The sequence below is a fragment of the Streptomyces sp. NPDC008238 genome, from assembly GCF_042956445.1.
Taxonomy (GTDB): domain Bacteria; phylum Actinomycetota; class Actinomycetes; order Streptomycetales; family Streptomycetaceae; genus Actinacidiphila.
The window spans coordinates 111123-129745 of the sequence record NZ_JBIBGK010000006.1 but is presented as its reverse complement, the minus strand read 5'-3'; the positions used below and the strand labels follow the sequence as shown (position 1 = coordinate 129745).

Here is an 18623-nt window from a genome sequence, read left to right as displayed (position 1 = left end):
GGGGGCACGCTCGCGCGTACCCCCGGCCCGTGTTTCGCCCTTACGAGTGAGCCGGCGTCACCTGCGGACGCCCCTGGCGAGGTCCGCCGCGAGCTCGCGGACGCCGGCGAGGCCCTGCTCCAGGTCCGGGGCGTCCAGCAGCCGCTTGACGAACGCCGAACCGACGATCACCCCGTCCGCGAAGCCCGCCACCTCGGCCGCCTGCGTGGCGTTGGAGACGCCCAGCCCCACGCAGACCGGCAGTTCGGTGGTGGCCCGGGTGCGGCGCACCAGGTCGGCCGCCTCCGCGCCGACGCTCTCGCGGGTACCGGTGACGCCCATCAGCGAGGCCGCGTAGACGAAGCCGGAGCCCGCCGCCGTGATCTTCGCCAGCCGCTCGTCCCGGCTGCTGGGGGCGACCACGAACACGGTGGCCAGGCCGTGCTGCTCGGCGGCCTTCCGCCACACCTCGGACTCCTCCACCGGCAGGTCCGGCAGGATGCAGCCCGCGCCGCCGGCCTCGGCCAGCTCGGCCGCGAAGCGCTCGGCGCCGTAGCGGTCGACGGGGTTCCAGTAGGTCATGACCAGGATCGGCTTCCCGGTCGCGGCGTGCGCCTCGCGCACCGTGCGCAGCACGTCCTTGATCCGTACGCCGCCGCGCAGCGCGATGTCGTCCGCGGTCTGGATGACCGGGCCGTCCAGCACGGGGTCGCTGTGCGGCAGGCCGATCTCGACGACGTCGGCGCCGCCCTCCAGGGCGGCCTTCGCCGCCTCGATGCCGCCCTCGACGGTGGGGAAGCCCGCCGGGAGGTAGGCGACCAGGGCCGCGCGCCCCTCGGCCCTGGCGTCGGCCAGGGTCCGGTCCAGCAGCTCGATCCGCCCGCTCACCGCTGTGCTCCTTCAGCCTCGTCGTACAGCCCGAAGTAGCGGGCGGCCGTGTCCATGTCCTTGTCGCCGCGGCCGGAGAGGTTGACCAGGACCAGGCCCTCCTCGCCGATCTCCCGGCCCACCCGCAGCGCTCCCGCGAGGGCGTGCGCGCTCTCGATGGCCGGGATGATGCCCTCGGTGCGGGACAGCAGGCGCAGTGCCTGCATCGCCTCGTCGTCGGTGACCGGACGGTACTCGGCGCGACCGGTCTCCTTGAGGTAGGCGTGCTCGGGGCCGATGCCGGGGTAGTCCAGGCCTGCCGAGATCGAGTACGGCTCGGTGATCTGGCCCTCGTCGTCCTGCAGGACGTAGCTGCGCGAGCCGTGCAGGATGCCGGGCTCGCCGACGGTCAGGGTCGCCGCGTGCTCGCCGGAGTCCACGCCGTGACCGGCCGCCTCCAGGCCCAGCAGGCGCACCCCCTCGTCCGGGATGAAGGCGTGGAACAGGCCGATCGCGTTGGACCCGCCGCCCACGCAGGCGGCGACCACGTCCGGCAGCCGGCCCGCGCGCTCCAGGATCTGGCGGCGCGCCTCGACGCCGATGACGCGGTGGAAGTCGCGCACCATCGCCGGGAAGGGGTGCGGGCCGGCGACCGTGCCGAACAGGTAGTGGGTGCGGTCCACGTTGGCGACCCAGTCGCGGAACGCCTCGTTGATGGCGTCCTTCAGGGTCCGGCTGCCCGACTTCACGGGGATGACCTCGGCGCCGAGGATGCGCATCCGGGCCACGTTGAGCGCCTGGCGCTCGGTGTCGACCTCGCCCATGTAGACGGTGCACTCCAGGCCGAACATGGCGCAGGCGGTGGCCGTCGCCACGCCGTGCTGGCCGGCTCCGGTCTCGGCGATGACCCGGGTCTTGCCCATGCGCTTGGTGAGCAGCGCCTGGCCCAGCACGTTGTTGATCTTGTGCGAGCCGGTGTGGTTGAGGTCCTCCCGCTTGAGGAAGACCCGTGCCCCGCCGGCGTGTTCCGCGAAGCGCGGCACCTCGGTGAGCGGGCTGGGGCGGCCGGTGTAGTGCACCAGCAGGTCGTTCAGTTCCGCGGCGAAGGCGGGGTCGGACTTCGCCTTGTCGTACTCGACGGCGACCTCGTCCACGGCGGCGACCAGCGCCTCCGGGATGAACTTGCCGCCGAACCGGCCGAAGTAGCCCTCGGCGCTGGGCACCCGGCCCTCGGGGTCGGGGATGAAGAAGTCTTCGGACATGACGTTCTCGGCTCCTTCGGGGGCGCGTCGGCAGCCCCCAGGGGTTCGCGTACCAATGGTCACGTTACGGCGCGCCGGCGGCGCGTGGGCGCCGCCCGCGGCATGGGCGCGCGTCCACGGCCGGGGAGCACGACGGGGCGCTCGCCGGCGGGACGCCGGTGGGCACACCCCGTGCCCCGGTCTTCAGGAGGACGGCGCCGCCGTCAGCGCCATCGGCGCCCGTTGATCTGACCCGGCTCGCAGCCGATGTGGTAGCGCACGCGGCGGCCGAGGACGCGCCGCGCGGGCGCGCGGCAGCCACGGGGACGGCAGCCCCGGGCCAGTCGCGCGTACGAGGTCATGGTGCCGGTCAGCCGCGTCCGTGGCGCAGCGCGGGGTGCGCGCCGGCGGCGACGAGGTCGGCGACGGCCGCCTTGGGGTCGCGGCCGGTGACCAGGGACTCGCCCACCAGAACGGCGTCGGCGCCGTCGTTGGCGTAGGCGATCAGGTCGTGCGGGCCGCGGACGCCGGACTCGGCGACCTTGACGATGTGGTCCGGGATCTCCGGGGCGACGCGGGCGAAGGTGCCGCGGTCGACCTCGAGGGTCTTGAGGTTGCGGGCGTTGACGCCGATGACGCGCGCGCCCGCGTCGACGGCCCGCTCGACCTCCTCCTCGTCGTGCACCTCGACCAGCGGGGTCAGCCCGATGGACTCGGCCCGCTCGATGAGGGAGACGAGGGCGTCCTGCTCCAGCGCCGCGACGATCAGCAGCGCCAGGTCGGCGCCGTAGGCGCGGGCCTCCCAGAGCTGGTAGGCGGTGACGATGAAGTCCTTGCGGAGCACGGGGATGTCGACCTTGCCCCGGACGGCCTCGAGGTCGGCCAGCGAACCGCCGAAGCGGCGCTGCTCGGTGAGGACGGAGATGACGGCGGCGCCGCCCGCCTCGTAGTCCGCGGCGAGGCCCGCGGGGTCGGCGATGGCGGCGAGGGCCCCCTTGGAGGGGCTGGACCGCTTGACCTCGCAGATGACCTTGACGCTGTCCCCCCGCAGGGCCGCCACGCCGTCCTTGGCGTCGCGCGCCTTCGCGGCCCGCTCCTTGAGCTCGTCGAGGGAGACCCGGGCCTGCCGCTCGGCGAGGTCCTCGCGGACTCCGTCGATGATCTCGTCGAGCACACTCACGCGAGAGGACCCCTTCCGAAAGCGAAACGATCAAGCCAGTGAGATGTTCCACCGGCACTGCGATGGTAACCGCCGGGGGACGGTGGACCTGCATCCGGCGGATCGGGGGACCGCGCCGGAGACCGGCCGGACACCCCGTCGACGCAGGTCAGGGCGCCAGGGCCGCCCCGAACGGAAGGTTCCTGACGACGGTGAAGAGCACCACCACGCCCGCGATCGCCCACCAGTGCACGGCCCGCGGCGCGAGCGTGAAGGGCCTGCCGCGCAGCGTCCGGGTGAACCACACCGTCCAGATCACGGCGAAGGCCACGTAGCCCGCCACGGCCAGGGCGTTGAGGCCGATCGCCGTGCCGAAGTCACCGTGCACGACCGCGTACGCGCTGCGCAGACCGCCGCAGCCGGGGCAGTACTCGCCCGTGTACTGCAGCAAAGGGCAGACCGGGTAGTGGCCGGTCACGTTCGGGTCGAAGGTGCCGACGTACGCGAAGGCGGCGGCGACTCCGCCGAGGACGCCCAGCGGGGCGGCGAGGGCACTCGGCTTCGGCCTGGCAGCAGTCTCGGTCACCCGGTGATTGTCCCGCGCCGAGCCCGCCCGGAACAGCCGGGGTGGCCGGAAAGCACAGAGCCGCCGCCGGCGGAGGTGCCGGCGGCGGCCCCGGGGGCCGTTGCGCGGGTCAGCCGCGCTGCTTCTCCGGCATCGGCTTGCCGAGGCCCGCGGCGCGCATGCCGAGACCGACCACACCGCCCAGGGCGGCGACCGCCAGGCCGGCGAACATGCCGATCGGCTCCGCCAGGACGACGAAGGCAGCCGCGACGCAGAAGCCGATGAAGGCGATGGTCACGCCGGTCCAGGCGGCAGGGGTGTGTCCGTGGCTGTTGCCCGCCATGAGTGCTCCCAAGTCGTTCTTCGAGAAAGGGTCGTCAGTTCGTCCGCCCGCGCGACGGCGCGGGTCACGCGCCATTGTCCCCCGTTGCGCTCACGCTCCGCGCGCGGGGGGTGGCCCGGCGCGTCAGGACGCGTCGGTGGGGTCCTCGCCGCGGTCCAGCGCCTTCCACAGGTCCTCGGGGCGCTCCTCACCGGCGGCCGGTGCGGCGGGGCGGGCGGGACGCGCCGCCTTCGGGGTGTCGCGGTCGTACCGGTTCGACATGCCGGGCCAGGTCCGCGCGCGGAGCAGGGCGACGGTGCCGGCGAGCAGCAGGAGCACGCCGCCCGCCGCGCAGACCCCGGGCCACGCGCTGGTGGAGGAGCCGGAGACGGCGGTGCGGGACAGGCCGCTGGCGGTCGCCGCGGCCGCGTCGAGAGCCGTGGTGTCGCCGAGCGCGAGCAGCGCCGCCGCGACGGCCCCGGCCCCGCACAGCGCGAGCAGCCCGGCGACGAGCAGCCGGGCCGCTCCCCGTACGGCGAAGACCGCCACGAGGGCGGCGAGGCCCACCAGCGCGAGCGCCCCCGGCACCCCGGTGACCTGGTGGCCGGAGACCCTGACCGGCACCCCGCCGTCGGCGAACGGGGCGTTGCCCTCCTGCCACGTCTTGCCCGAGGCCAGCAGCACGACGGCGGCCCCGAGCACACCGATCGTGAGGGCCAGGACGAGGCTGCCGCGGCCCCCGGACCGGCGGGCGGCCGGTTCGGCGGCGCTCTCGGGGGCCGGTTCTGCGACGGTGCCGGGCTGCGGTACGGAGCTGCTCACCCGACCACTATCCCCCGTCGCCGCACCGCCCCGGCACGCGGGGCCCGACCGGCGGCGGTCACGCCCCGGAGCGCATCCGGTTGGCCGTGCCGACGGCGCGGAGCACCGCGGCGGCCTTGTTCCGGCACTCGGTGTCCTCGCCGACCGGGTCGGAGTCGGCGACGACGCCCGCGCCGGCCTGCACGTACGCGGTCCCGTCGCGCAGCACCGCGGTGCGGATGGCGATGGCGGTGTCGGAGTCCCCGGCGAAGTCCAGGTAGCCCACGGCGCCCCCGTACAGGCCGCGCCGGGTGGGCTCCAGTTCGTCGATGATCTGCATCGCGCGCGGCTTGGGCGCCCCCGACAGGGTGCCCGCGGGGAAGCAGGCGGTGAGGACGTCGAAGGCCGTGCGGCCGGCGCCGAGGCTGCCGGTGACGGTGGAGACGATGTGCATGACGTGGCTGTACCGCTCGATCGACATGAAGTCGACGACCTCGACGCTGCCCGGCTCGCAGACCCTTCCGAGGTCGTTGCGGCCCAGGTCGACCAGCATCAGGTGCTCGGCGCGCTCCTTGGGGTCGGCGAGCAGTTCGTCGGCGAGCGCCTGGTCCTCCTGGGGCGTCGCGCCGCGCGGCCGGGTGCCGGCGATGGGGTGCACCATGGCGCGGCCGTCCTCGACCTTCACCAGCGCCTCGGGGCTGGAGCCGACGACGTCGAAGCCGTCGAAGCGCAGCAGGTACATGTAGGGGGAGGGGTTGGTCGCCCGCAGCACGCGGTAGACGTCGAGGGCGCTCGCCGGGCAGGGCGTCTCGAACCGCTGCGAGGGCACGACCTGGAAGGCGTCGCCGGCCCGGATGTACTCCTTGGCGGTCTCCACCGCGGCCTGGTAGGCGGCGCCCCCGAAGCGCGAGGTGACCTCCTCCGGGAGCGCGGAGGGCGGCAGTTCGGCGGGCGCGGAGTCCACCGGGCGGGCCAGGTCGGCGGTCATCGCGTCGAGCCGCCGCACGGCCTCGGCGTACGCCTCGTCGACACCGGTGTCGAGGTCGTTGTGGTTGATCGCGTTGGCGATCAGCAGCACCGAGCCGTCCCAGTGGTCGAGCACCGCCAGGTCGGAGGTGAGCAGCATGGTGAGTTCGGGCAGCCCCAGGTCGTCGCGGGCGTGGTCGCCGATGCGCTCCAGGCGGCGTACGACGTCGTAGCCGAGGTAGCCGACCATGCCCCCGGTGAACGGCGGCAGACCGGCGTCGTCGTGCAGGTCGCGCGGGGTGTGCAGGGCCTCGATCGTGGCCCGCAGCGCCTCCAGCGGGTCGCCGCCGCCCGGCACGCCGACCGGCGGCGTGCCCACCCAGTGGGCCTGGCCGTCGCGCTCGGTCAGGGTGGCGGCGCTGCGGACGCCGACGAAGGAGTAACGGGACCACGAGCGGCCGTTCTCCGCGGACTCCAGCAGGAAGGTGCCGGGGCGCTCGGCGGCGAGCTTCCGGTACAGGCCGACCGGGGTGTCCCCGTCGGCCAGCAGCTTCCTGCTGACCGGGATGACACGGCGGTCCTGCGCCAGCTTGCGGAAGGTGTCGAGGTCGGGGGTGACGGTGCCCGTGGTCATGGTCCGCAGCCTAGTGCCCGGGCGCGGCCGGTTCAGGTCAGCGGCAGTTCACCGGCGTCGAAGCAGGTGCGGTCGCCGGTGTGGCAGGCCGCGCCGACCTGGTCGACCTTGACCAGAATCGTGTCGCCGTCGCAGTCCAGGGCCACGGACTTCACGTGCTGGACGTGCCCGGAGGTGTCGCCCTTGACCCAGTACTCCCGGCGGCTGCGGCTCCAGTAGGTGCAGCGGCCGGTGGTGAGGGTGCGGTGCAGCGCCTCGTCGTCCATCCATCCGAGCATGAGGACCTCGCCCGTGTCGTACTGCTGCGCGACGGCGGGCACGAGGCCGTCGGCGGTGCGCTTGAGACGGGCGGCGACGGCTGGGTCGAGCGGGGATTCCATACCCCCATTCTGCCCGCTCCGGGCGGTGCGACTTCGGCTCCTGGCCTCACCCCGCTCACCCGTATGGGGCATGCTTCGTCCATGAGTTTTCCTCCGCCGTCGCCGCCCGACGACCCGCGCTCAGGACAGGGCGGCGGTTTCGGGCCGCCCCCGGGGGGTTTCGGCCCGCCGCAGTACCAGCCCCAGCAGCAGCCGCAGTACCAGCCGCAGCCGTTGCCGCCCTACCGGAACCAGCCGCAGTTCCCCGGCCCCGCGCAGCCGGGCGGAGGTTACGGCTACCCGCCCCCGCCGCAGCCCCCGCGCAGCGGTGGCGGCACGAAGGTGGCGGCGATAGCCATCGGCGCGGTCGTCCTGGTGGCGGTCGTGATCGGCGGCCTGGCGATCGCGCTCAGCGGCGGCGAGGACGACGACAAGGGCGCCACCGGGTCCACCAGCAGCAGCCCCACGGCCTCGGCGCCCGCCACCCAGGACACGGCGACCACGTCCACGGAGCCCGACCCGTCGGAGACCTTCCGCAAGTACGTCGTGCTCAGCCCCGGCCAGTGCTTCGACGACCCGGGCCTGGACAGCGGCGTCACCGAGGTCACCACGGTCTCCTGCAACGGCCCGCACGACGCCGAGGTCATCGCCAACGAGACCATCACGGGCACCTTCGCCACCGAGGCCGCGCTCAAGGCCAAGGTGCTGAAGCTGTGCGAGGCGGACGCCGCCAAGCGCCTGGAGGACGTCAAGGACAACCCCGGGTACTTCTACTACGCGCTGTACCCGAAGCTCACGGGCTACCAGTTGCAGGGCAAGGACACCATCTCCTGCTCACTGACCCTCAGCAACAAGCCGGACGGCAAGAAGCTGACCAAACCGCTGCCGTAGCTGCTGCCCACCGGCGGGAGCCGGACGTAGGCTGACGGCATGTCGACTCATGCCCAGCGCGAACGTCTGCTCCTCGCCGACCTGCTGGAGAGTGCCGGACCCGAGGCGCCAACCCTCTGCGAGGGCTGGACCACCCGCGACCTCGCCGCCCACGTCGTGGTGCGGGAGCGCCGCGGTGACGCCTCGGCCGGCCTGGTCATCCCCTTCCTCGCGGACCGGTCGGAGCGGGTGCGCAAGGAGTTCACCGAACGGCCCTTCCAGGAACTGATCCGCCTGATCCGCACCGGGCCGCCGCGGCTGTCGCCGTTCGGCCTCAAGCAGATCGACGAGGCGGCCAACACCGTCGAGTTCTACGTCCACGCCGAGGACGTGCGCCGGGCCCAGCCGGACTGGTCGCCGCGCGAACTGGACCCGGTCTTCGCCGACCTGCTCTGGTCCCGGCTGGAGCGCTCCGCCCGTCTGCTGGGCCGCAAGTCCCCGGTCGGTGTGGTGTTGCGCCGCCCGGACGGCCAGACGGCGGTGGCGCACCGCGGCGCGCCGGTGGTCACCGTCACCGGCGAGCCCGGCGAGCTGCTGCTGTTCGCCTTCGGCCGCCAGGACTCCGCCCGGGTGGAGACGGAGGGCGACAAGGACGCGGTGGCCCGGCTGTACGACGCCAGGCTCGGCATCACCGCCTGAGTCCGGCTACCCGGGGCGGCGGGCGAGTTCCGCCCGCCGCAGCGCCGGTGCGGCGAGCCCCACGACGGCCCCCGCGGCCGTGACCGCCGCGCTCCCGGCGAACACCGGCTGCACGCCCCAGGCGCCGATGGCGGCACCGGTGAGCGGATAGCTCATCGGTGCGACGCCGAGCGAGAACAGGGCCGCCACCGAGCTGACCCGGCCGAGGTAGGCGGGGTCGGTGAGGGTCTGCAGCAGGGCTCCGCACAGCGCGCCGCTCAGCCCTGCCACGAGGCCGGCCACGACCGCCGCGGCCACCGCCCCCGGCAGCGCGGGGACGAAGGCGAAGGCGGCCACCGCGACCGCCGCGAGCCCCAGGCAGCAGGCCTGCGTCAGGCCGGCGCGCGGCAGCCGGCCGCGTACCGTCAGCAGCAGGGAGGCGGCGCCCGCTCCGGCGCCGAAGCCGCTGACGATCCAGCCGAGCCCGGCGGCTCCCCAGCCCCGGTCGGCGGCGACCAGCGCGAGGCCGATGTTGAACGGCCCGGCGAAGCCCAGCTCACCGACCGCGATGACGGCCATGAGGGCGGTGAGCACGCGCCGTCCGCGTATGTAGCGCAGGCCCTCCACCAGTTCCCGCCACGCGGAGCCGTCGGCCGGGGCGGCCCGGTCGCCGGGTGGCAGCGGGTTGACGCGGACGGCCAGCAGCAGCACGAGCGAGACCGCGAACAGCACGCCCGCCGCAGCGAACGCGGCCGCGGCGCCGCCGGTCGCGACCACCGTGCCGCCCAGCGAGGCACCGGCCACGTTGCCGACGCGCATCGCGATCCCCTTCATCCCGTGCAGCCGCCCCAGTTGGTCCGTGCCGGTGATCCGGGGCGGCAGGGCGCCGACCGCGGGCAGGAACACCGCGTCCACCGCGCCGAAGAGCAGCGCGATTACGGCCAGCGCCCACAGCCCGGGGGTGGTCAGGACGAGCAGCGCGGCCGCTGCGAACATCACCGCGCACCGCGTCAGGTCGCTGCCGATGACGATGCGGCGCGGCCCGAACCGGTCGGCCAGCACTCCCCCGCCGAGCATCAGCACCGCGCGCGGCACGGCGCCGGCCGCGAGCACCAGGCCCGCCCGCCCGGGGTCCCCGGCGCGGGTGGCCGCCCAGGACAGGGCGAGGAACCACACGGCGTCACCGACGATCGAGGAGGTGAACGCGGCCAGCCAACGCAGGACGTTGGCGTCCCGGTGGGCGGGGGCACGGGAGGGGGACAGGGGCGGTGCGGCGGTGGCGGGCGCCGTCATGGGGTCGCGCCTCCTTCGGTGTTCACGGCCGGTAGGGGAATCCGTACAGGTGCACCGCGACGTGCTCGCGGCCCTCGGTGTCGCCCGCCTCCTCGGCGGCGCGCCCGCGGTCGGTCCAGCGCTTCATCAGCTCGTCCAGCTCCTCGCCGAACCGCCGCGTCTCGTCGGCGGTGAGCCGGGGCAGGTACTCGGAGCTGAAGGAGGCGTCGGTCCACTCCTTGCCCCAGGCGAGCTGCTGGTCGAGGTAGGCGGCGTAGCGCGCGTAACGGGTGGCGAGGAGTTGCCGGGTCACCTCGCCCATGACGGCGGCGCCCTCGGGGCGGTCGGCGAAGTCCGAGGCGCGGAAGGTGAATCCGCGCTCGGAGCCGACCTTCCACCACCGCTCGCGGCCGTCCGAGCTCTGCCCGGGGGCCTCGGTGATGAAGCCGTGCGCGGCGAGCTTGCGCAGGTGGTAACTGACCAGCGAGACCGCCTCGTCGACCTGGTCGGCCAGCTGGGATGCGGTCGCGGTACGGGCGGTGAACAGGGCGCGGTAGAGCTCGATGCGCAGCGGGTGCGTGAAGACCTTGAGCGCGTCGAGGTCCGTGATCCTGCGGGGGTCCGCGCCGGTCTCTTCCGGCTCTTCCTCGGTCATATCCGGGAGGCTAGACAGGAAAGGGAATTTGCGCAATGGAAATTGCGCAACTGATCGTGCGCATCGGGGCGGTGGCCCTCGACGCGGACGGTAGGGCCCTCGCCCAACGCCGCTCCCCCGGCCGCAGGTCGAGAGCCTGCCGGCGGCTTGCGCCCGCGAGGCAGACATGGTGGTCGATGGCGGCAGGGACGTCGACGAGGACCTCGCGCCTCCGCGCCTGGAACCGGGCAAGCGCACCGAGTACGGCTGGTCCGGCCGGGAAGATCTCGAACGGCTGGAGGAGAACCGGGCGTCCGGTGAGACCCTGGTGCACGACGTGATCGCCGCAGCGCTCGACCTCCGTGGGTGACGTGTGCCGTACCTGAAGCTGCTCCGCCGGCCCCATGTGGGCCGTCTGCTGTCCGGTTCGCTCGTCGGACGGCTGCCGACCGCCATGGCGGCCCTGGCCATCGCCCTGGCGCTGCGCGCGGCCGGTGCCGACTACCGGCTGGTCGGCGCCGCCGGGGGCGTCTACGCGGTGTCCGGGGCGATCGGCGGGCCGCTCCTGGGACGGTGGGTGGACCGGCTGGGGCAACCGCGCGTGCTCGTCGTCTCGTCGCTGGTCTCGGCCGCCGGCTTCGCCGCGCTGGCCGCCGCTCCGGGCAGCACGGCGGTGGCGGTGCTGGGCCCGGCCGTCGCCGGGGCCGCGTCACCTCCGCTGGAGCCGTGCCTGCGGGCGCTCTGGCCCGACCTGGTGGAGCCGGACGAACTGGAGTCGGCGTACGCCGTGGACGCGGGCGCGCAGGAACTGGTCTTCATCGGCGGCCCGCTGCTGGTCGGCGGGCTCGCCGTGGCCGGACCGCCCCGGCTGGCGCTGCTGGCCGCGGCCGTCCTCGGGGTGGTGGGCGCGCTCTCCGTCGCGACCTCCGCGCCTTCCCGGGCGTGGGCCTCGGCCGCCCGTTCCGTCCACTGGCTGGGGCCGCTGCGGAGCCGGGCCCTGGTGGTCCTGCTGTGCGCGCTGACCGGCTGCGGCTGGGCGCTGGGCACGTTCAACGTCTTCGCTGTCGCCTACGCGGAACGGCACCCGCTGCCCGGCGGCGCGGGCACCCTGCTGGCGCTGAACTCCACCGGGGCCCTGATCGGCGCCCTGCTGATCGCCGCGCTGCCCTGGCGGGCGGACGCGGCCACCAAGGCGGCCGTCAGCGGCGCCGGGATGGCCCTCACGTTCTGGCCGTTCACCCTCGTCCCCGGCCCGCCGGCGATGGCGCTGGTCGCCCTGCTCAGCGGGGTGTTCTTCGCGCCCCTGCTCACCGTGGTGTTCCGGCTCACCGGCGAGCTGGCCCCGGCAGGCACCGTCACCGAGGCCTTCGCCTGGCTGGTCACCCTCGTCACCACGGGCATCGCGGGGGGCTCCGCCGTCAGCGGCCTCATCCTCGCCGACGGCTCCCTCCCCGCGGCGGCCGTCAGCGCCGCGAGCGGCGTCACCCTCTCCGCCCTCACCCTCACCGCCACGCGCCCCCTGCTCGCCCGCGACACCGCCGCCGTCCAGCCCGCCGGCGGCGCGTGAAACGGACCCACCGAAGGGAACCCCACACGGAGGCGTCCCGGTACGGCACAGCCCCGGGGACCCCCGGGGGCGCGACGCCGTCGCGCTAGCGCACCGGGTGCCCGGCGTCGCGCAGAGTCTGCTTGACCTCGCCGATGCGCAGGTCGCCGAAGTGGAAGACCGAGGCCGCCAGGACGGCATCGGCGCCGGCGGCGACGGCCGGGGGGAAGTCGGTCAGGCGGCCCGCGCCGCCGGAGGCGATGACGGGGACGGTGACGTGCTTGCGGACGGCGGCGATCATCTCGGTGTCGTAGCCGTCCTTGGTGCCGTCGGCGTCCATCGAGTTGAGCAGGATCTCACCGGCGCCCAGTTCGGCGGCGCGGTGCGCCCACTCCACCGCGTCGATGCCGGTGCCCTGGCGGCCGCCGTGCGTGGTCACCTCGTACCCGGACGGGGTCCCCGCGTCGGTGCGGCGCGCGTCCACGGACAGCACGAGCACCTGCCGGCCGAACCGCTCGGCGATCTCGCGCAGCAGGTCGGGCCGGGCGATCGCGGCGGTGTTGACGCCGACCTTGTCGGCGCCGGCGCGCAGCAGCCTGTCGACGTCGTCGGCCGAGCGCACGCCGCCGCCGACGGTGAGCGGGATGAAGACCTGCTCGGCGGTGCGCCGCACCACGTCGTAGGTCGTCTCCCGGTTGCCCGAGGACGCGGTGATGTCGAGGAAGGTCAGCTCGTCGGCGCCTTCGGCGTCGTAGAGCTTGGCCATCTCGACGGGGTCGCCCGCGTCCCGCAGGTTCCGGAAGTTGACGCCCTTGACGACCCGGCCGCCGTCCACGTCCAGGCAGGGGATGACTCGGACCGCCAGGGTCATGTGCTCAAGCTCCTCGGAATGCTTCCAGTTCGACTTCGACCAGGACCCGGGAGTCCACGAAGCCGGAGACGACGACCACCGTCGCGGCGGGACGCACGGCGTCGAAGAACTCCTTGTGGGCCCGGGCCACCGCGTCCACGTCGCGGGTGTGGGTGAGGTACATGCGGGTGCGGACCACCGATCCGGCACCGAGGCCGAACTCCTCCAGCGCGGCCAGCGCGTTGGAGAAGGCGGTCTTCGCCTGCTCGTACGGGTCGCCCTCGCCGTACAGCGTGGTGCCGACGAACGGCATCGTGCCGCCGACGAGGACCCGGTCCCCCGCCTCGACGCCACGTGCGAAACCGAACTGCTCCTCCCAGGGGCTGTCGCTCTGCACACGCCGTACGGCAGGGGTTTGGGTCATCGCGACACAGCCTCCAGAGCCTCTTCCAACGTGAACGCCTTGGCGTACAGGGCCTTACCCACGATGGCGCCTTCGACGCCCTCCGGCACCAGGCCCGCGAGGACGCGCAGGTCGTCGAGGGAGGAGACACCGCCCGAGGCGACCACCGGCCGGTCGGTGGCGGCGCAGACGTTCCTCAGGAGCTCGACGTTGGGGCCCTGGAGGGTGCCGTCCTTGTTGATGTCGGTGACGACGTAGCGGGCGCAGCCCTCGGAGTCGAGGCGGGCCAGCGTCTCGTAGAGGTCCCCGCCGTCGCGGGTCCAGCCGCGGCCGCGCAGCGTGGTGCCGCGGACGTCCAGGCCGACCGCGATCCTGTCGCCGTGCTCGGCGATGACCTTGGCGACCCACTCGGGGGTCTCCAGCGCGGCGGTGCCGAGGTTGACCCGGGTGCAGCCGGTGGCGAGGGCCGCGGCGAGGGTGTCGTCGTCGCGGATGCCGCCGGACAGCTCGACCTTGACGTCCATGGAGCGGGCGACCTCGGCGATCTGCGCGCGGTTGTCGCCGGTGCCGAAGGCGGCGTCCAGGTCGACCAGGTGCAGCCACTCGGCACCCGCCTGCTGCCAGGCCAGGGCGGCGGCCATCGGGTCGCCGTAGGACGTCTCGGAACCGGACTCGCCGTGGACGAGGCGGACGGCCTGGCCGTCGCGGACGTCGACGGCGGGGAGGAGTTCGAGGCGGTGCGTCGTGCTCATGGCGGCGTACGTCCTAGTCCTTGAAGGTGTCGAGCCAGTTGGACAGCAGCTGGGCGCCGGCGTCGCCGGACTTCTCGGGGTGGAACTGGGTGGCCCACAGCGGGCCGTTCTCCACCGCGGCGACGAAGGGCTCGCCGTGCGTGGCCCAGGTGACCTTCGGGGACCGCATCGTGGGGTTGGCGGTCTCCAGCTCCCAGGCGCGCACCGCGTACGAGTGCACGAAGTAGAACCGGGCGTCGGCGTCCAGGCCGGCGAAGAGCCGCGAGTCCTCGGGCGCCTCGACGGTGTTCCACCCCATGTGCGGCACGACCGGTGCGCGCAGCGGCTCGACGGTGCCGGGCCACTCGTCGCAGCCCTCGGTGGTGACGCCGTGCTCGACGCCCTTCTCGAAGAGGATCTGCATGCCGACGCAGATGCCCATCACGGGCCTGCCGCCCGACAGCCGGCGCCCGATGATCCACTCACCGCGCACCGCCTTCAGCCCTGCCATGCACGCCGCGAAGGCGCCGACGCCGGGGACGAGCAGCCCGTCGGCGTTCATCGCCTTGTCGAAGTCCGCGGTGATCTCGACGTCCGCGCCGGCCCGCGCGAGGGCGCGCTCGGCGGAGCGGACGTTCCCGAAGCCGTAGTCCAGGACCACGACCTTCCTGTCGCTCATCTGCGGTCCCCCTACAGCCGCAGCAGACCGGCCGCCAGCGACATGGCGGAGCCGATGCCGAGCAGCACGACGACGCCCTTGGGCATCTTCTGCTTCCAGAACGAGTAGACGCCGCCGGCCAGGAAGAGGCCCAGCAGGATGAACAGGATGGCCGGCTTGGTCACAGCGCGCCCTTCGTCGACGGGAGGATGCCCGCGGCGCGCGGGTCGCGCTCGGAGGCGTAGCGCAGGGCCCGGGCCAGCGCCTTGAACTGGCACTCCACGATGTGGTGGGCGTTGCGCCCGTACGGGACGTGGACGTGCAGCGCGATCTGCGCCTGGGCGACGAAGGACTCCAGGATGTGCCGGGTCATCGTCGTGTCGTAGGAGCCGATCATCGGCGCCATGTTCTCGGGCTCGGTGTGCACCAGGTACGGACGGCCCGAGAGGTCCACGGTGACCTGGGCGAGGGACTCGTCCAGCGGCACGGTGCAGTTGCCGAAGCGGTAGATGCCCACCTTGTCGCCGAGCGCCTGCTTGAAGGCGGCGCCCAGCGCGAGGGCGGTGTCCTCGATGGTGTGGTGGGTGTCGATGTGCAGGTCGCCCTCGGTCTTGACCGTGAGGTCGAAGAGGCCGTGGCGGCCGAGCTGGTCGAGCATGTGGTCGTAGAAGCCGACTCCGGTGGAGATCTCGGTCCTGCCGGTGCCGTCGAGGTCGAGCTCGACGACGACGGACGTCTCCTTGGTCGTGCGCTCCACGCGGCCGACGCGGGTCATGTGGTTACTGCTCCTTCTTCAGCTCGCGTACCGCTTCGAGGAACGCGTCGTTCTCGGCCGGGGTGCCCGCGGTGACCCGCAGCCAGCCCGGTACGCCGTTGTCGCGGACGAGGACGCCGCGGTCGAGGATCGCCTGCCAGGCGCGGTGGCTGTCCTCGAAGCGGCCGAACTGGACGAAGTTGGCGTCGGAGTCCGTGACCTCGCAGCCGATCGCCCTCAGCTCGCCGACCAGGCGGTCCCGCTCGGCCTTCAGCTGCTCGACGTACCCCAGCAGCGTATCGGTGTGCTCCAGGGCGGCCAGCGCGGTGGCCTGGGTGACGGCCGACAGGTGGTACGGCAGGCGCACCAGCTGGACGGCGTCGACGACCGCCGGGTCGGCGGCGAGGTAGCCCAGTCGCAGGCCGGCGGCGCCGAAGGCCTTCGACATGGTGCGGCTGACCACCATGTTGGGGCGGCCCTCGATCAGCGGCAGCAGGGACGGGCCGTGGCTGAACTCGCCGTACGCCTCGTCGACCACGACCAGGGAGGGCCGGGCGGCCTGGGCCGCCTCGTACAGCGCCACGACGGTGTCGGCGGCGACGGCCGTGCCGGTGGGGTTGTTGGGCGAGGTCACGAAGACCACGTTCGGCCGGTGCTCGGCGATGGCCCGCCCGGCGGCGGCCACGTCGATGGTGAAGTCCTCGCGGCGCGGGCCGGTGATCCAGCCGGTGCCGGTGCCACGCGCGATCAGGCTGTGCATCGAGTACGAGGGCTCGAAGCCGATCGCGGTGCGCCCGGGGCCCCCGAAGGTCTGCAGCAGCTGCTGGATGACCTCGTTGGAGCCGTTGGCGGCCCACACGTTGGCCGGGCCCACCTCGTGCCCGGCGGTCCGGGTCAGGTACCCGGCGAGTTCAGTGCGCAGCTCCACCGCGTCCCGGTCGGGGTAGCGGTTGAGGTCGCGGGCGACCTCGCGGACCCGCTCGGCGATCCGCTCGACCAGCGGCTCGGGCAGCGGGTACGGGTTCTCGTTGGTGTTCAGGCGTACGGGCACGTCGAGTTGCGGGGCGCCGTAGGGGGACTTGCCGCGCAGTTCGTCCCGGATGGGAAGGTCGTCGATGCCGGTCACGAACCCGGTACCGTCCAATCGAATCGGGCGCGGACCGCGGCGCCGTGCGCGGGCAGGTCCTCGGCGTCGGCCAGGGTCACCACGTGCGGCGCGACCTCCGCCAGCGCCTCGCGGGTGTAGTCCACGACGTGGATGCCGCGCAGGAAGGACTGCACCGACAGGCCCGAGGAGTGGCAGGCGCAGCCGCCGGTGGGCAGGACGTGGTTGGAGCCGGCGGCGTAGTCGCCGAGCGAGACCGGGGCGTACGCGCCGACGAAGACCGCGCCCGCGTTGCGCACCCGGGCGGCGACGGCGGCGGCGTCCTCGGTCTGGATCTCCAGGTGCTCCGCCGCGTAGGCGTCCACCACCTGCAGGCCCTGCTCGATCCCGTCGACCAGGACGATGCCGGACTGGCGGCCGGCCAGCGCGGGGGCGATCCGGTCCTCGACGTGCTTGGTGGCGGCGACCTGCCGCTCCAGCTCCTTCTCCACCGCCTCGGCGAGGTCCACGGAGTCGGTCACCAGGACGGCGGCGGCCAGCGGGTCGTGCTCGGCCTGGCTGATGAGGTCGGCGGCGACGTGCACCGGGTCGGCGGTGGCGTCGGCGAGGACGGCGATCTCGGTCGGGCCGGCCTCCGCGTCGATGCCGATGCGGCCCTTGAGCAGGCGCTTGGCGGCGGCGACCCAGATGTTGCCGGGGCCGGTCACCATGGTCGCCGGGCGGCACTCCTCGGTGCCGTACGCGAACATGGCGACGGCCTGGGCGCCGCCCGCCGCGTACACCTCGTCCACGCCGAGCAGCGCGCACGCGGCGAGGATCGTCGGGTGCGGGAGCCCGCCGAACTCCTTCTGCGGGGGCGAGGCGACGGCCATGGAGCCGACCTTGGCCTCCTGGGCGGGCACGACGTTCATCACCACGGAGGACGGGTAGACCGAGCGGCCGCCGGGCACGTACAGGCCCACCCGGTCCACCGGCACCCAGCGCTCGGTGACCGTGCCGCCCGGCACGACCTGCGTGGTGTGGTCGGTGCGGCGCTGCTCGCCGTGGACGAGCCGGGCGCGGCGGACGGACTCCTCCAGCGCGGCCCGCACCTTCGGGTCCAGCTCCGCCAGGGCCCGGGTCAGCGCCTCGGCGGGGACGCGCACCCGGTCGATGGTGACGCCGTCGAACCTCTGCGCGTAGTCGATCAGTGCCGCTGTGCCACGATGCTTGACGTCCTCGCAGATCGGGCGCACCTTCTCCAGTGCGGCCTCGACGTCGAGCTCGGCACGGGGCAGCAGGTCGCGGTCGATGCCGTCCGCCGGGAAGGCGTCGCCGCGCAGATCGATTCGGGAGATCACCCTCCCAAGTGTAGAGAACCGCCCTCGTCGCCTCCGTCGAGTATCAGTCCGTGATACGCGTACCGGCCCCGCCCGGTGATCTCCCCGGCTAGCGTTTCGGTCGTCGTCGCCAGCCACGGGAGGGAAACCGGTGACCGAGCCGTCGGACGTCGCGCCGCCGCACGACTGGACCGCTGTGGAGCAGGGCCTGTGGGAGGCCTTCCGCCGGGGGGAGCTGTACGACCTGCGCACCGGCATCCCGGAGCGGGACGACCCGGCCGCCGACCGCTTCTGGGGCCCGGACCGCACGGTACGGGCCGAGGTGATCGCCAAGCTGCTCCTGGACGGGCCGCAGGCCGCCTCGGGGCGCGTGTCGTGCGTGAAGCTGTCCGGGGCCCAGATCAGCGGGCAGCTCAACCTCTCGGGCGGCACGGTGGTGCCGTACGTGGAACTGCACGACTGCCGCTTCGAGCAGCAGGTGCTGCTCGCGGAGTGCAACTTCACGACCCTGCGCATGGTGCGCTGCGCCATACCCCGGCTGGAGGCGGCCCGGCTGCACACCTCCGGCGACCTGCACCTGCCGCAGTGCACGATCGAGGGCGGGATACGGCTCACCGACGCCCACATCGGCACGGACCTGCTGCTCAACCAGATCACCCTGCGCAAGGACCGGCACGGCCGGGCGCTGGCGGCCGACGGGCTCAGCGTCGCCCAGGACGTCGAGGCCGAGCTGATCGAGGCGACCGGCGAGGTCAGTTTGCGCAGCGCCCGCATCGGCGGCCGCCTCAGCCTGCGCGGCAGCCGGCTGCACAACGTCGTCGCCAGCCACGGGAGGGAAACCGGTGACCGAGCCGTCGGACGTCGCGCCGCCGCACGACTGGACCGCTGTGGAGCAGGGCCTGTGGGAGGC

The 18623-nt window shown here is 73.7% G+C and carries 23 protein-coding genes and 1 pseudogene; 5 read left to right on the top strand and 19 right to left on the bottom strand.

Annotation, left to right across the window (positions count from 1 at the left end; genetic code table 11):
* Nucleotides 1–57 precede the first annotated feature (57 nt).
* The 9 genes from trpA to hisI form a co-directional block, all read right to left on the bottom strand.
* Nucleotides 58–867 carry a tryptophan synthase subunit alpha gene (gene trpA, locus ACFZAU_RS16495; protein WP_499607945.1) on the bottom strand — a complete coding sequence of 270 codons (810 nt, stop codon included), beginning with the start codon at nucleotides 865–867 and terminating at the stop codon, nucleotides 58–60.
* On the bottom strand, nucleotides 864–2108 hold the full coding sequence (gene trpB, locus ACFZAU_RS16490) for a tryptophan synthase subunit beta (RefSeq protein ID WP_500552720.1): 1245 nt from the start codon (nucleotides 2106–2108) through the stop codon (nucleotides 864–866). The genes trpA and trpB overlap by 4 nt, the downstream gene beginning before the upstream one ends.
* A gap of 203 nt (nucleotides 2109–2311) precedes the next feature.
* Nucleotides 2312–2449: a tryptophan biosynthesis modulator TrpM gene (gene trpM, locus ACFZAU_RS16485; RefSeq protein WP_375818389.1), complete on the bottom strand. Its 138-nt coding sequence runs from the start codon at nucleotides 2447–2449 to the stop codon at nucleotides 2312–2314.
* An 8-nt stretch (nucleotides 2450–2457) separates the two neighbouring features.
* A complete protein-coding gene (gene trpC, locus ACFZAU_RS16480; protein WP_499607939.1) occupies nucleotides 2458–3267 on the bottom strand; it encodes an indole-3-glycerol phosphate synthase TrpC in 810 nt (269 codons plus the stop codon).
* Between the two features lie 148 nt (nucleotides 3268–3415).
* A complete protein-coding gene (locus tag ACFZAU_RS16475; protein ID WP_500552719.1) occupies nucleotides 3416–3832 on the bottom strand; it encodes a DUF2752 domain-containing protein in 417 nt (138 codons plus the stop codon).
* Nucleotides 3833–3941: 109 nt separating this feature from the next.
* On the bottom strand, nucleotides 3942–4154 hold the full coding sequence (locus ACFZAU_RS16470) for an HGxxPAAW family protein (protein ID WP_499607934.1): 213 nt from the start codon (nucleotides 4152–4154) through the stop codon (nucleotides 3942–3944).
* A gap of 123 nt (nucleotides 4155–4277) precedes the next feature.
* The gene (locus ACFZAU_RS16465; RefSeq protein ID WP_500552718.1) at nucleotides 4278–4955 is read right to left on the bottom strand and encodes a TIGR02234 family membrane protein; all 678 of its coding nucleotides are present in this window, start codon (nucleotides 4953–4955) and stop codon (nucleotides 4278–4280) included.
* 58 nt (nucleotides 4956–5013) lie between these two features.
* A complete protein-coding gene (locus tag ACFZAU_RS16460; protein WP_500552717.1) occupies nucleotides 5014–6534 on the bottom strand; it encodes an anthranilate synthase component I in 1521 nt (506 codons plus the stop codon).
* Between the two features lie 32 nt (nucleotides 6535–6566).
* Nucleotides 6567–6914: a phosphoribosyl-AMP cyclohydrolase gene (gene hisI, locus ACFZAU_RS16455; protein ID WP_499607927.1), complete on the bottom strand. Its 348-nt coding sequence runs from the start codon at nucleotides 6912–6914 to the stop codon at nucleotides 6567–6569.
* A gap of 81 nt (nucleotides 6915–6995) precedes the next feature.
* Between hisI and ACFZAU_RS16450 the strand changes: the two genes are divergently transcribed.
* Entirely contained in the window at nucleotides 6996–7784 is a 789-nt protein-coding gene (locus ACFZAU_RS16450; protein ID WP_500552716.1) for a hypothetical protein, read from the top strand.
* 39 nt (nucleotides 7785–7823) lie between these two features.
* Nucleotides 7824–8462, top strand: a complete 639-nt coding sequence (locus ACFZAU_RS16445; protein ID WP_500552715.1) for a TIGR03085 family metal-binding protein — start codon at nucleotides 7824–7826, stop codon at nucleotides 8460–8462.
* Between the two features lie 6 nt (nucleotides 8463–8468).
* Here the strand turns inward: ACFZAU_RS16445 and ACFZAU_RS16440 are convergent, their stop codons facing one another.
* Both ACFZAU_RS16440 and ACFZAU_RS16435 read right to left on the bottom strand, forming a co-directional pair.
* Nucleotides 8469–9734 carry an MFS transporter gene (locus ACFZAU_RS16440; protein ID WP_500552714.1) on the bottom strand — a complete coding sequence of 422 codons (1266 nt, stop codon included), beginning with the start codon at nucleotides 9732–9734 and terminating at the stop codon, nucleotides 8469–8471.
* Between the two features lie 22 nt (nucleotides 9735–9756).
* Entirely contained in the window at nucleotides 9757–10368 is a 612-nt protein-coding gene (locus ACFZAU_RS16435; RefSeq protein WP_500552713.1) for a winged helix-turn-helix domain-containing protein, read from the bottom strand.
* Nucleotides 10369–10534: 166 nt separating this feature from the next.
* On the opposite strand from ACFZAU_RS16435, the gene ACFZAU_RS16430 reads away from it, so the two are divergent.
* Together ACFZAU_RS16430 and ACFZAU_RS16425 are read left to right on the top strand one after the other, a co-directional pair.
* Entirely contained in the window at nucleotides 10535–10717 is a 183-nt protein-coding gene (locus ACFZAU_RS16430; RefSeq protein ID WP_500552712.1) for a hypothetical protein, read from the top strand.
* 3 nt (nucleotides 10718–10720) lie between these two features.
* Nucleotides 10721–11914, top strand: a complete 1194-nt coding sequence (locus ACFZAU_RS16425; RefSeq protein ID WP_500552711.1) for an MFS transporter — start codon at nucleotides 10721–10723, stop codon at nucleotides 11912–11914.
* An 85-nt stretch (nucleotides 11915–11999) separates the two neighbouring features.
* Here ACFZAU_RS16425 and hisF read toward each other — a convergent pair whose 3' ends face one another.
* From hisF to hisD, 8 genes are read right to left on the bottom strand one after another with little or no spacing between them, the layout of a single operon-like run.
* Entirely contained in the window at nucleotides 12000–12764 is a 765-nt protein-coding gene (gene hisF, locus ACFZAU_RS16420) for an imidazole glycerol phosphate synthase subunit HisF (RefSeq protein ID WP_499607907.1), read from the bottom strand.
* A 4-nt stretch (nucleotides 12765–12768) separates the two neighbouring features.
* Nucleotides 12769–13167, bottom strand: coding sequence for a RidA family protein (locus tag ACFZAU_RS16415; RefSeq protein ID WP_500459477.1), 399 nt, complete (start codon nucleotides 13165–13167; stop codon nucleotides 12769–12771).
* The gene (gene priA / locus ACFZAU_RS16410) at nucleotides 13164–13898 is read right to left on the bottom strand and encodes a bifunctional 1-(5-phosphoribosyl)-5-((5-phosphoribosylamino)methylideneamino)imidazole-4-carboxamide isomerase/phosphoribosylanthranilate isomerase PriA (protein ID WP_500552710.1); all 735 of its coding nucleotides are present in this window, start codon (nucleotides 13896–13898) and stop codon (nucleotides 13164–13166) included. Before priA ends, ACFZAU_RS16415 begins: the two co-directional genes overlap by 4 nt.
* 13 nt (nucleotides 13899–13911) lie before the next feature.
* Nucleotides 13912–14556 carry an imidazole glycerol phosphate synthase subunit HisH gene (hisH, locus tag ACFZAU_RS16405; protein ID WP_500552709.1) on the bottom strand — a complete coding sequence of 215 codons (645 nt, stop codon included), beginning with the start codon at nucleotides 14554–14556 and terminating at the stop codon, nucleotides 13912–13914.
* An 11-nt stretch (nucleotides 14557–14567) separates the two neighbouring features.
* Complete coding sequence (locus tag ACFZAU_RS16400; protein ID WP_500552708.1) at nucleotides 14568–14720, bottom strand: CG2302 family histidine operon protein; 153 nt, start codon at nucleotides 14718–14720, stop codon at nucleotides 14568–14570.
* On the bottom strand, nucleotides 14717–15310 hold the full coding sequence (hisB, locus tag ACFZAU_RS16395; RefSeq protein ID WP_319661088.1) for an imidazoleglycerol-phosphate dehydratase HisB: 594 nt from the start codon (nucleotides 15308–15310) through the stop codon (nucleotides 14717–14719). Before hisB ends, ACFZAU_RS16400 begins: the two co-directional genes overlap by 4 nt.
* A gap of 4 nt (nucleotides 15311–15314) precedes the next feature.
* Nucleotides 15315–16415, bottom strand: coding sequence for a histidinol-phosphate transaminase (locus tag ACFZAU_RS16390; RefSeq protein ID WP_499607895.1), 1101 nt, complete (start codon nucleotides 16413–16415; stop codon nucleotides 15315–15317).
* Nucleotides 16412–17734: a histidinol dehydrogenase gene (hisD, locus tag ACFZAU_RS16385; protein ID WP_500552707.1), complete on the bottom strand. Its 1323-nt coding sequence runs from the start codon at nucleotides 17732–17734 to the stop codon at nucleotides 16412–16414. The genes ACFZAU_RS16390 and hisD overlap by 4 nt, the downstream gene beginning before the upstream one ends.
* Before the next feature lie 130 nt (nucleotides 17735–17864).
* Between hisD and ACFZAU_RS16380 the strand changes: the two are divergent.
* Nucleotides 17865–18623: pseudogene (locus tag ACFZAU_RS16380) on the top strand (hypothetical protein); the annotation flags it as partial.

What these genes read in the sequence shown, in the direction of transcription:
- ACFZAU_RS16415 (WP_500459477.1), bottom strand. Translation starts at nt 13,167, where the DNA reads ATGACCCAAACCCCTGCCGTACGGCGTGTGCAGAGCGACAGCCCCTGG.
- ACFZAU_RS16430 (WP_500552712.1), top strand. Translation starts at nt 10,535, where the DNA reads ATGGTGGTCGATGGCGGCAGGGACGTCGACGAGGACCTCGCGCCTCCG.
- hisB (WP_319661088.1), bottom strand. Translation starts at nt 15,310, where the DNA reads ATGACCCGCGTCGGCCGCGTGGAGCGCACGACCAAGGAGACGTCCGTC.
- ACFZAU_RS16460 (WP_500552717.1), bottom strand. Translation starts at nt 6,534, where the DNA reads ATGACCACGGGCACCGTCACCCCCGACCTCGACACCTTCCGCAAGCTG.
- ACFZAU_RS16450 (WP_500552716.1), top strand. Translation starts at nt 6,996, where the DNA reads ATGAGTTTTCCTCCGCCGTCGCCGCCCGACGACCCGCGCTCAGGACAG.
- ACFZAU_RS16435 (WP_500552713.1), bottom strand. Translation starts at nt 10,368, where the DNA reads ATGACCGAGGAAGAGCCGGAAGAGACCGGCGCGGACCCCCGCAGGATC.
- priA (WP_500552710.1), bottom strand. Translation starts at nt 13,898, where the DNA reads ATGAGCACGACGCACCGCCTCGAACTCCTCCCCGCCGTCGACGTCCGC.
- ACFZAU_RS16445 (WP_500552715.1), top strand. Translation starts at nt 7,824, where the DNA reads ATGTCGACTCATGCCCAGCGCGAACGTCTGCTCCTCGCCGACCTGCTG.
- ACFZAU_RS16470 (WP_499607934.1), bottom strand. Translation starts at nt 4,154, where the DNA reads ATGGCGGGCAACAGCCACGGACACACCCCTGCCGCCTGGACCGGCGTG.
- trpB (WP_500552720.1), bottom strand. Translation starts at nt 2,108, where the DNA reads ATGTCCGAAGACTTCTTCATCCCCGACCCCGAGGGCCGGGTGCCCAGC.
- ACFZAU_RS16440 (WP_500552714.1), bottom strand. Translation starts at nt 9,734, where the DNA reads ATGACGGCGCCCGCCACCGCCGCACCGCCCCTGTCCCCCTCCCGTGCC.
- hisI (WP_499607927.1), bottom strand. Translation starts at nt 6,914, where the DNA reads ATGGAATCCCCGCTCGACCCAGCCGTCGCCGCCCGTCTCAAGCGCACC.
- hisF (WP_499607907.1), bottom strand. Translation starts at nt 12,764, where the DNA reads ATGACCCTGGCGGTCCGAGTCATCCCCTGCCTGGACGTGGACGGCGGC.
- hisH (WP_500552709.1), bottom strand. Translation starts at nt 14,556, where the DNA reads ATGAGCGACAGGAAGGTCGTGGTCCTGGACTACGGCTTCGGGAACGTC.
- trpM (WP_375818389.1), bottom strand. Translation starts at nt 2,449, where the DNA reads ATGACCTCGTACGCGCGACTGGCCCGGGGCTGCCGTCCCCGTGGCTGC.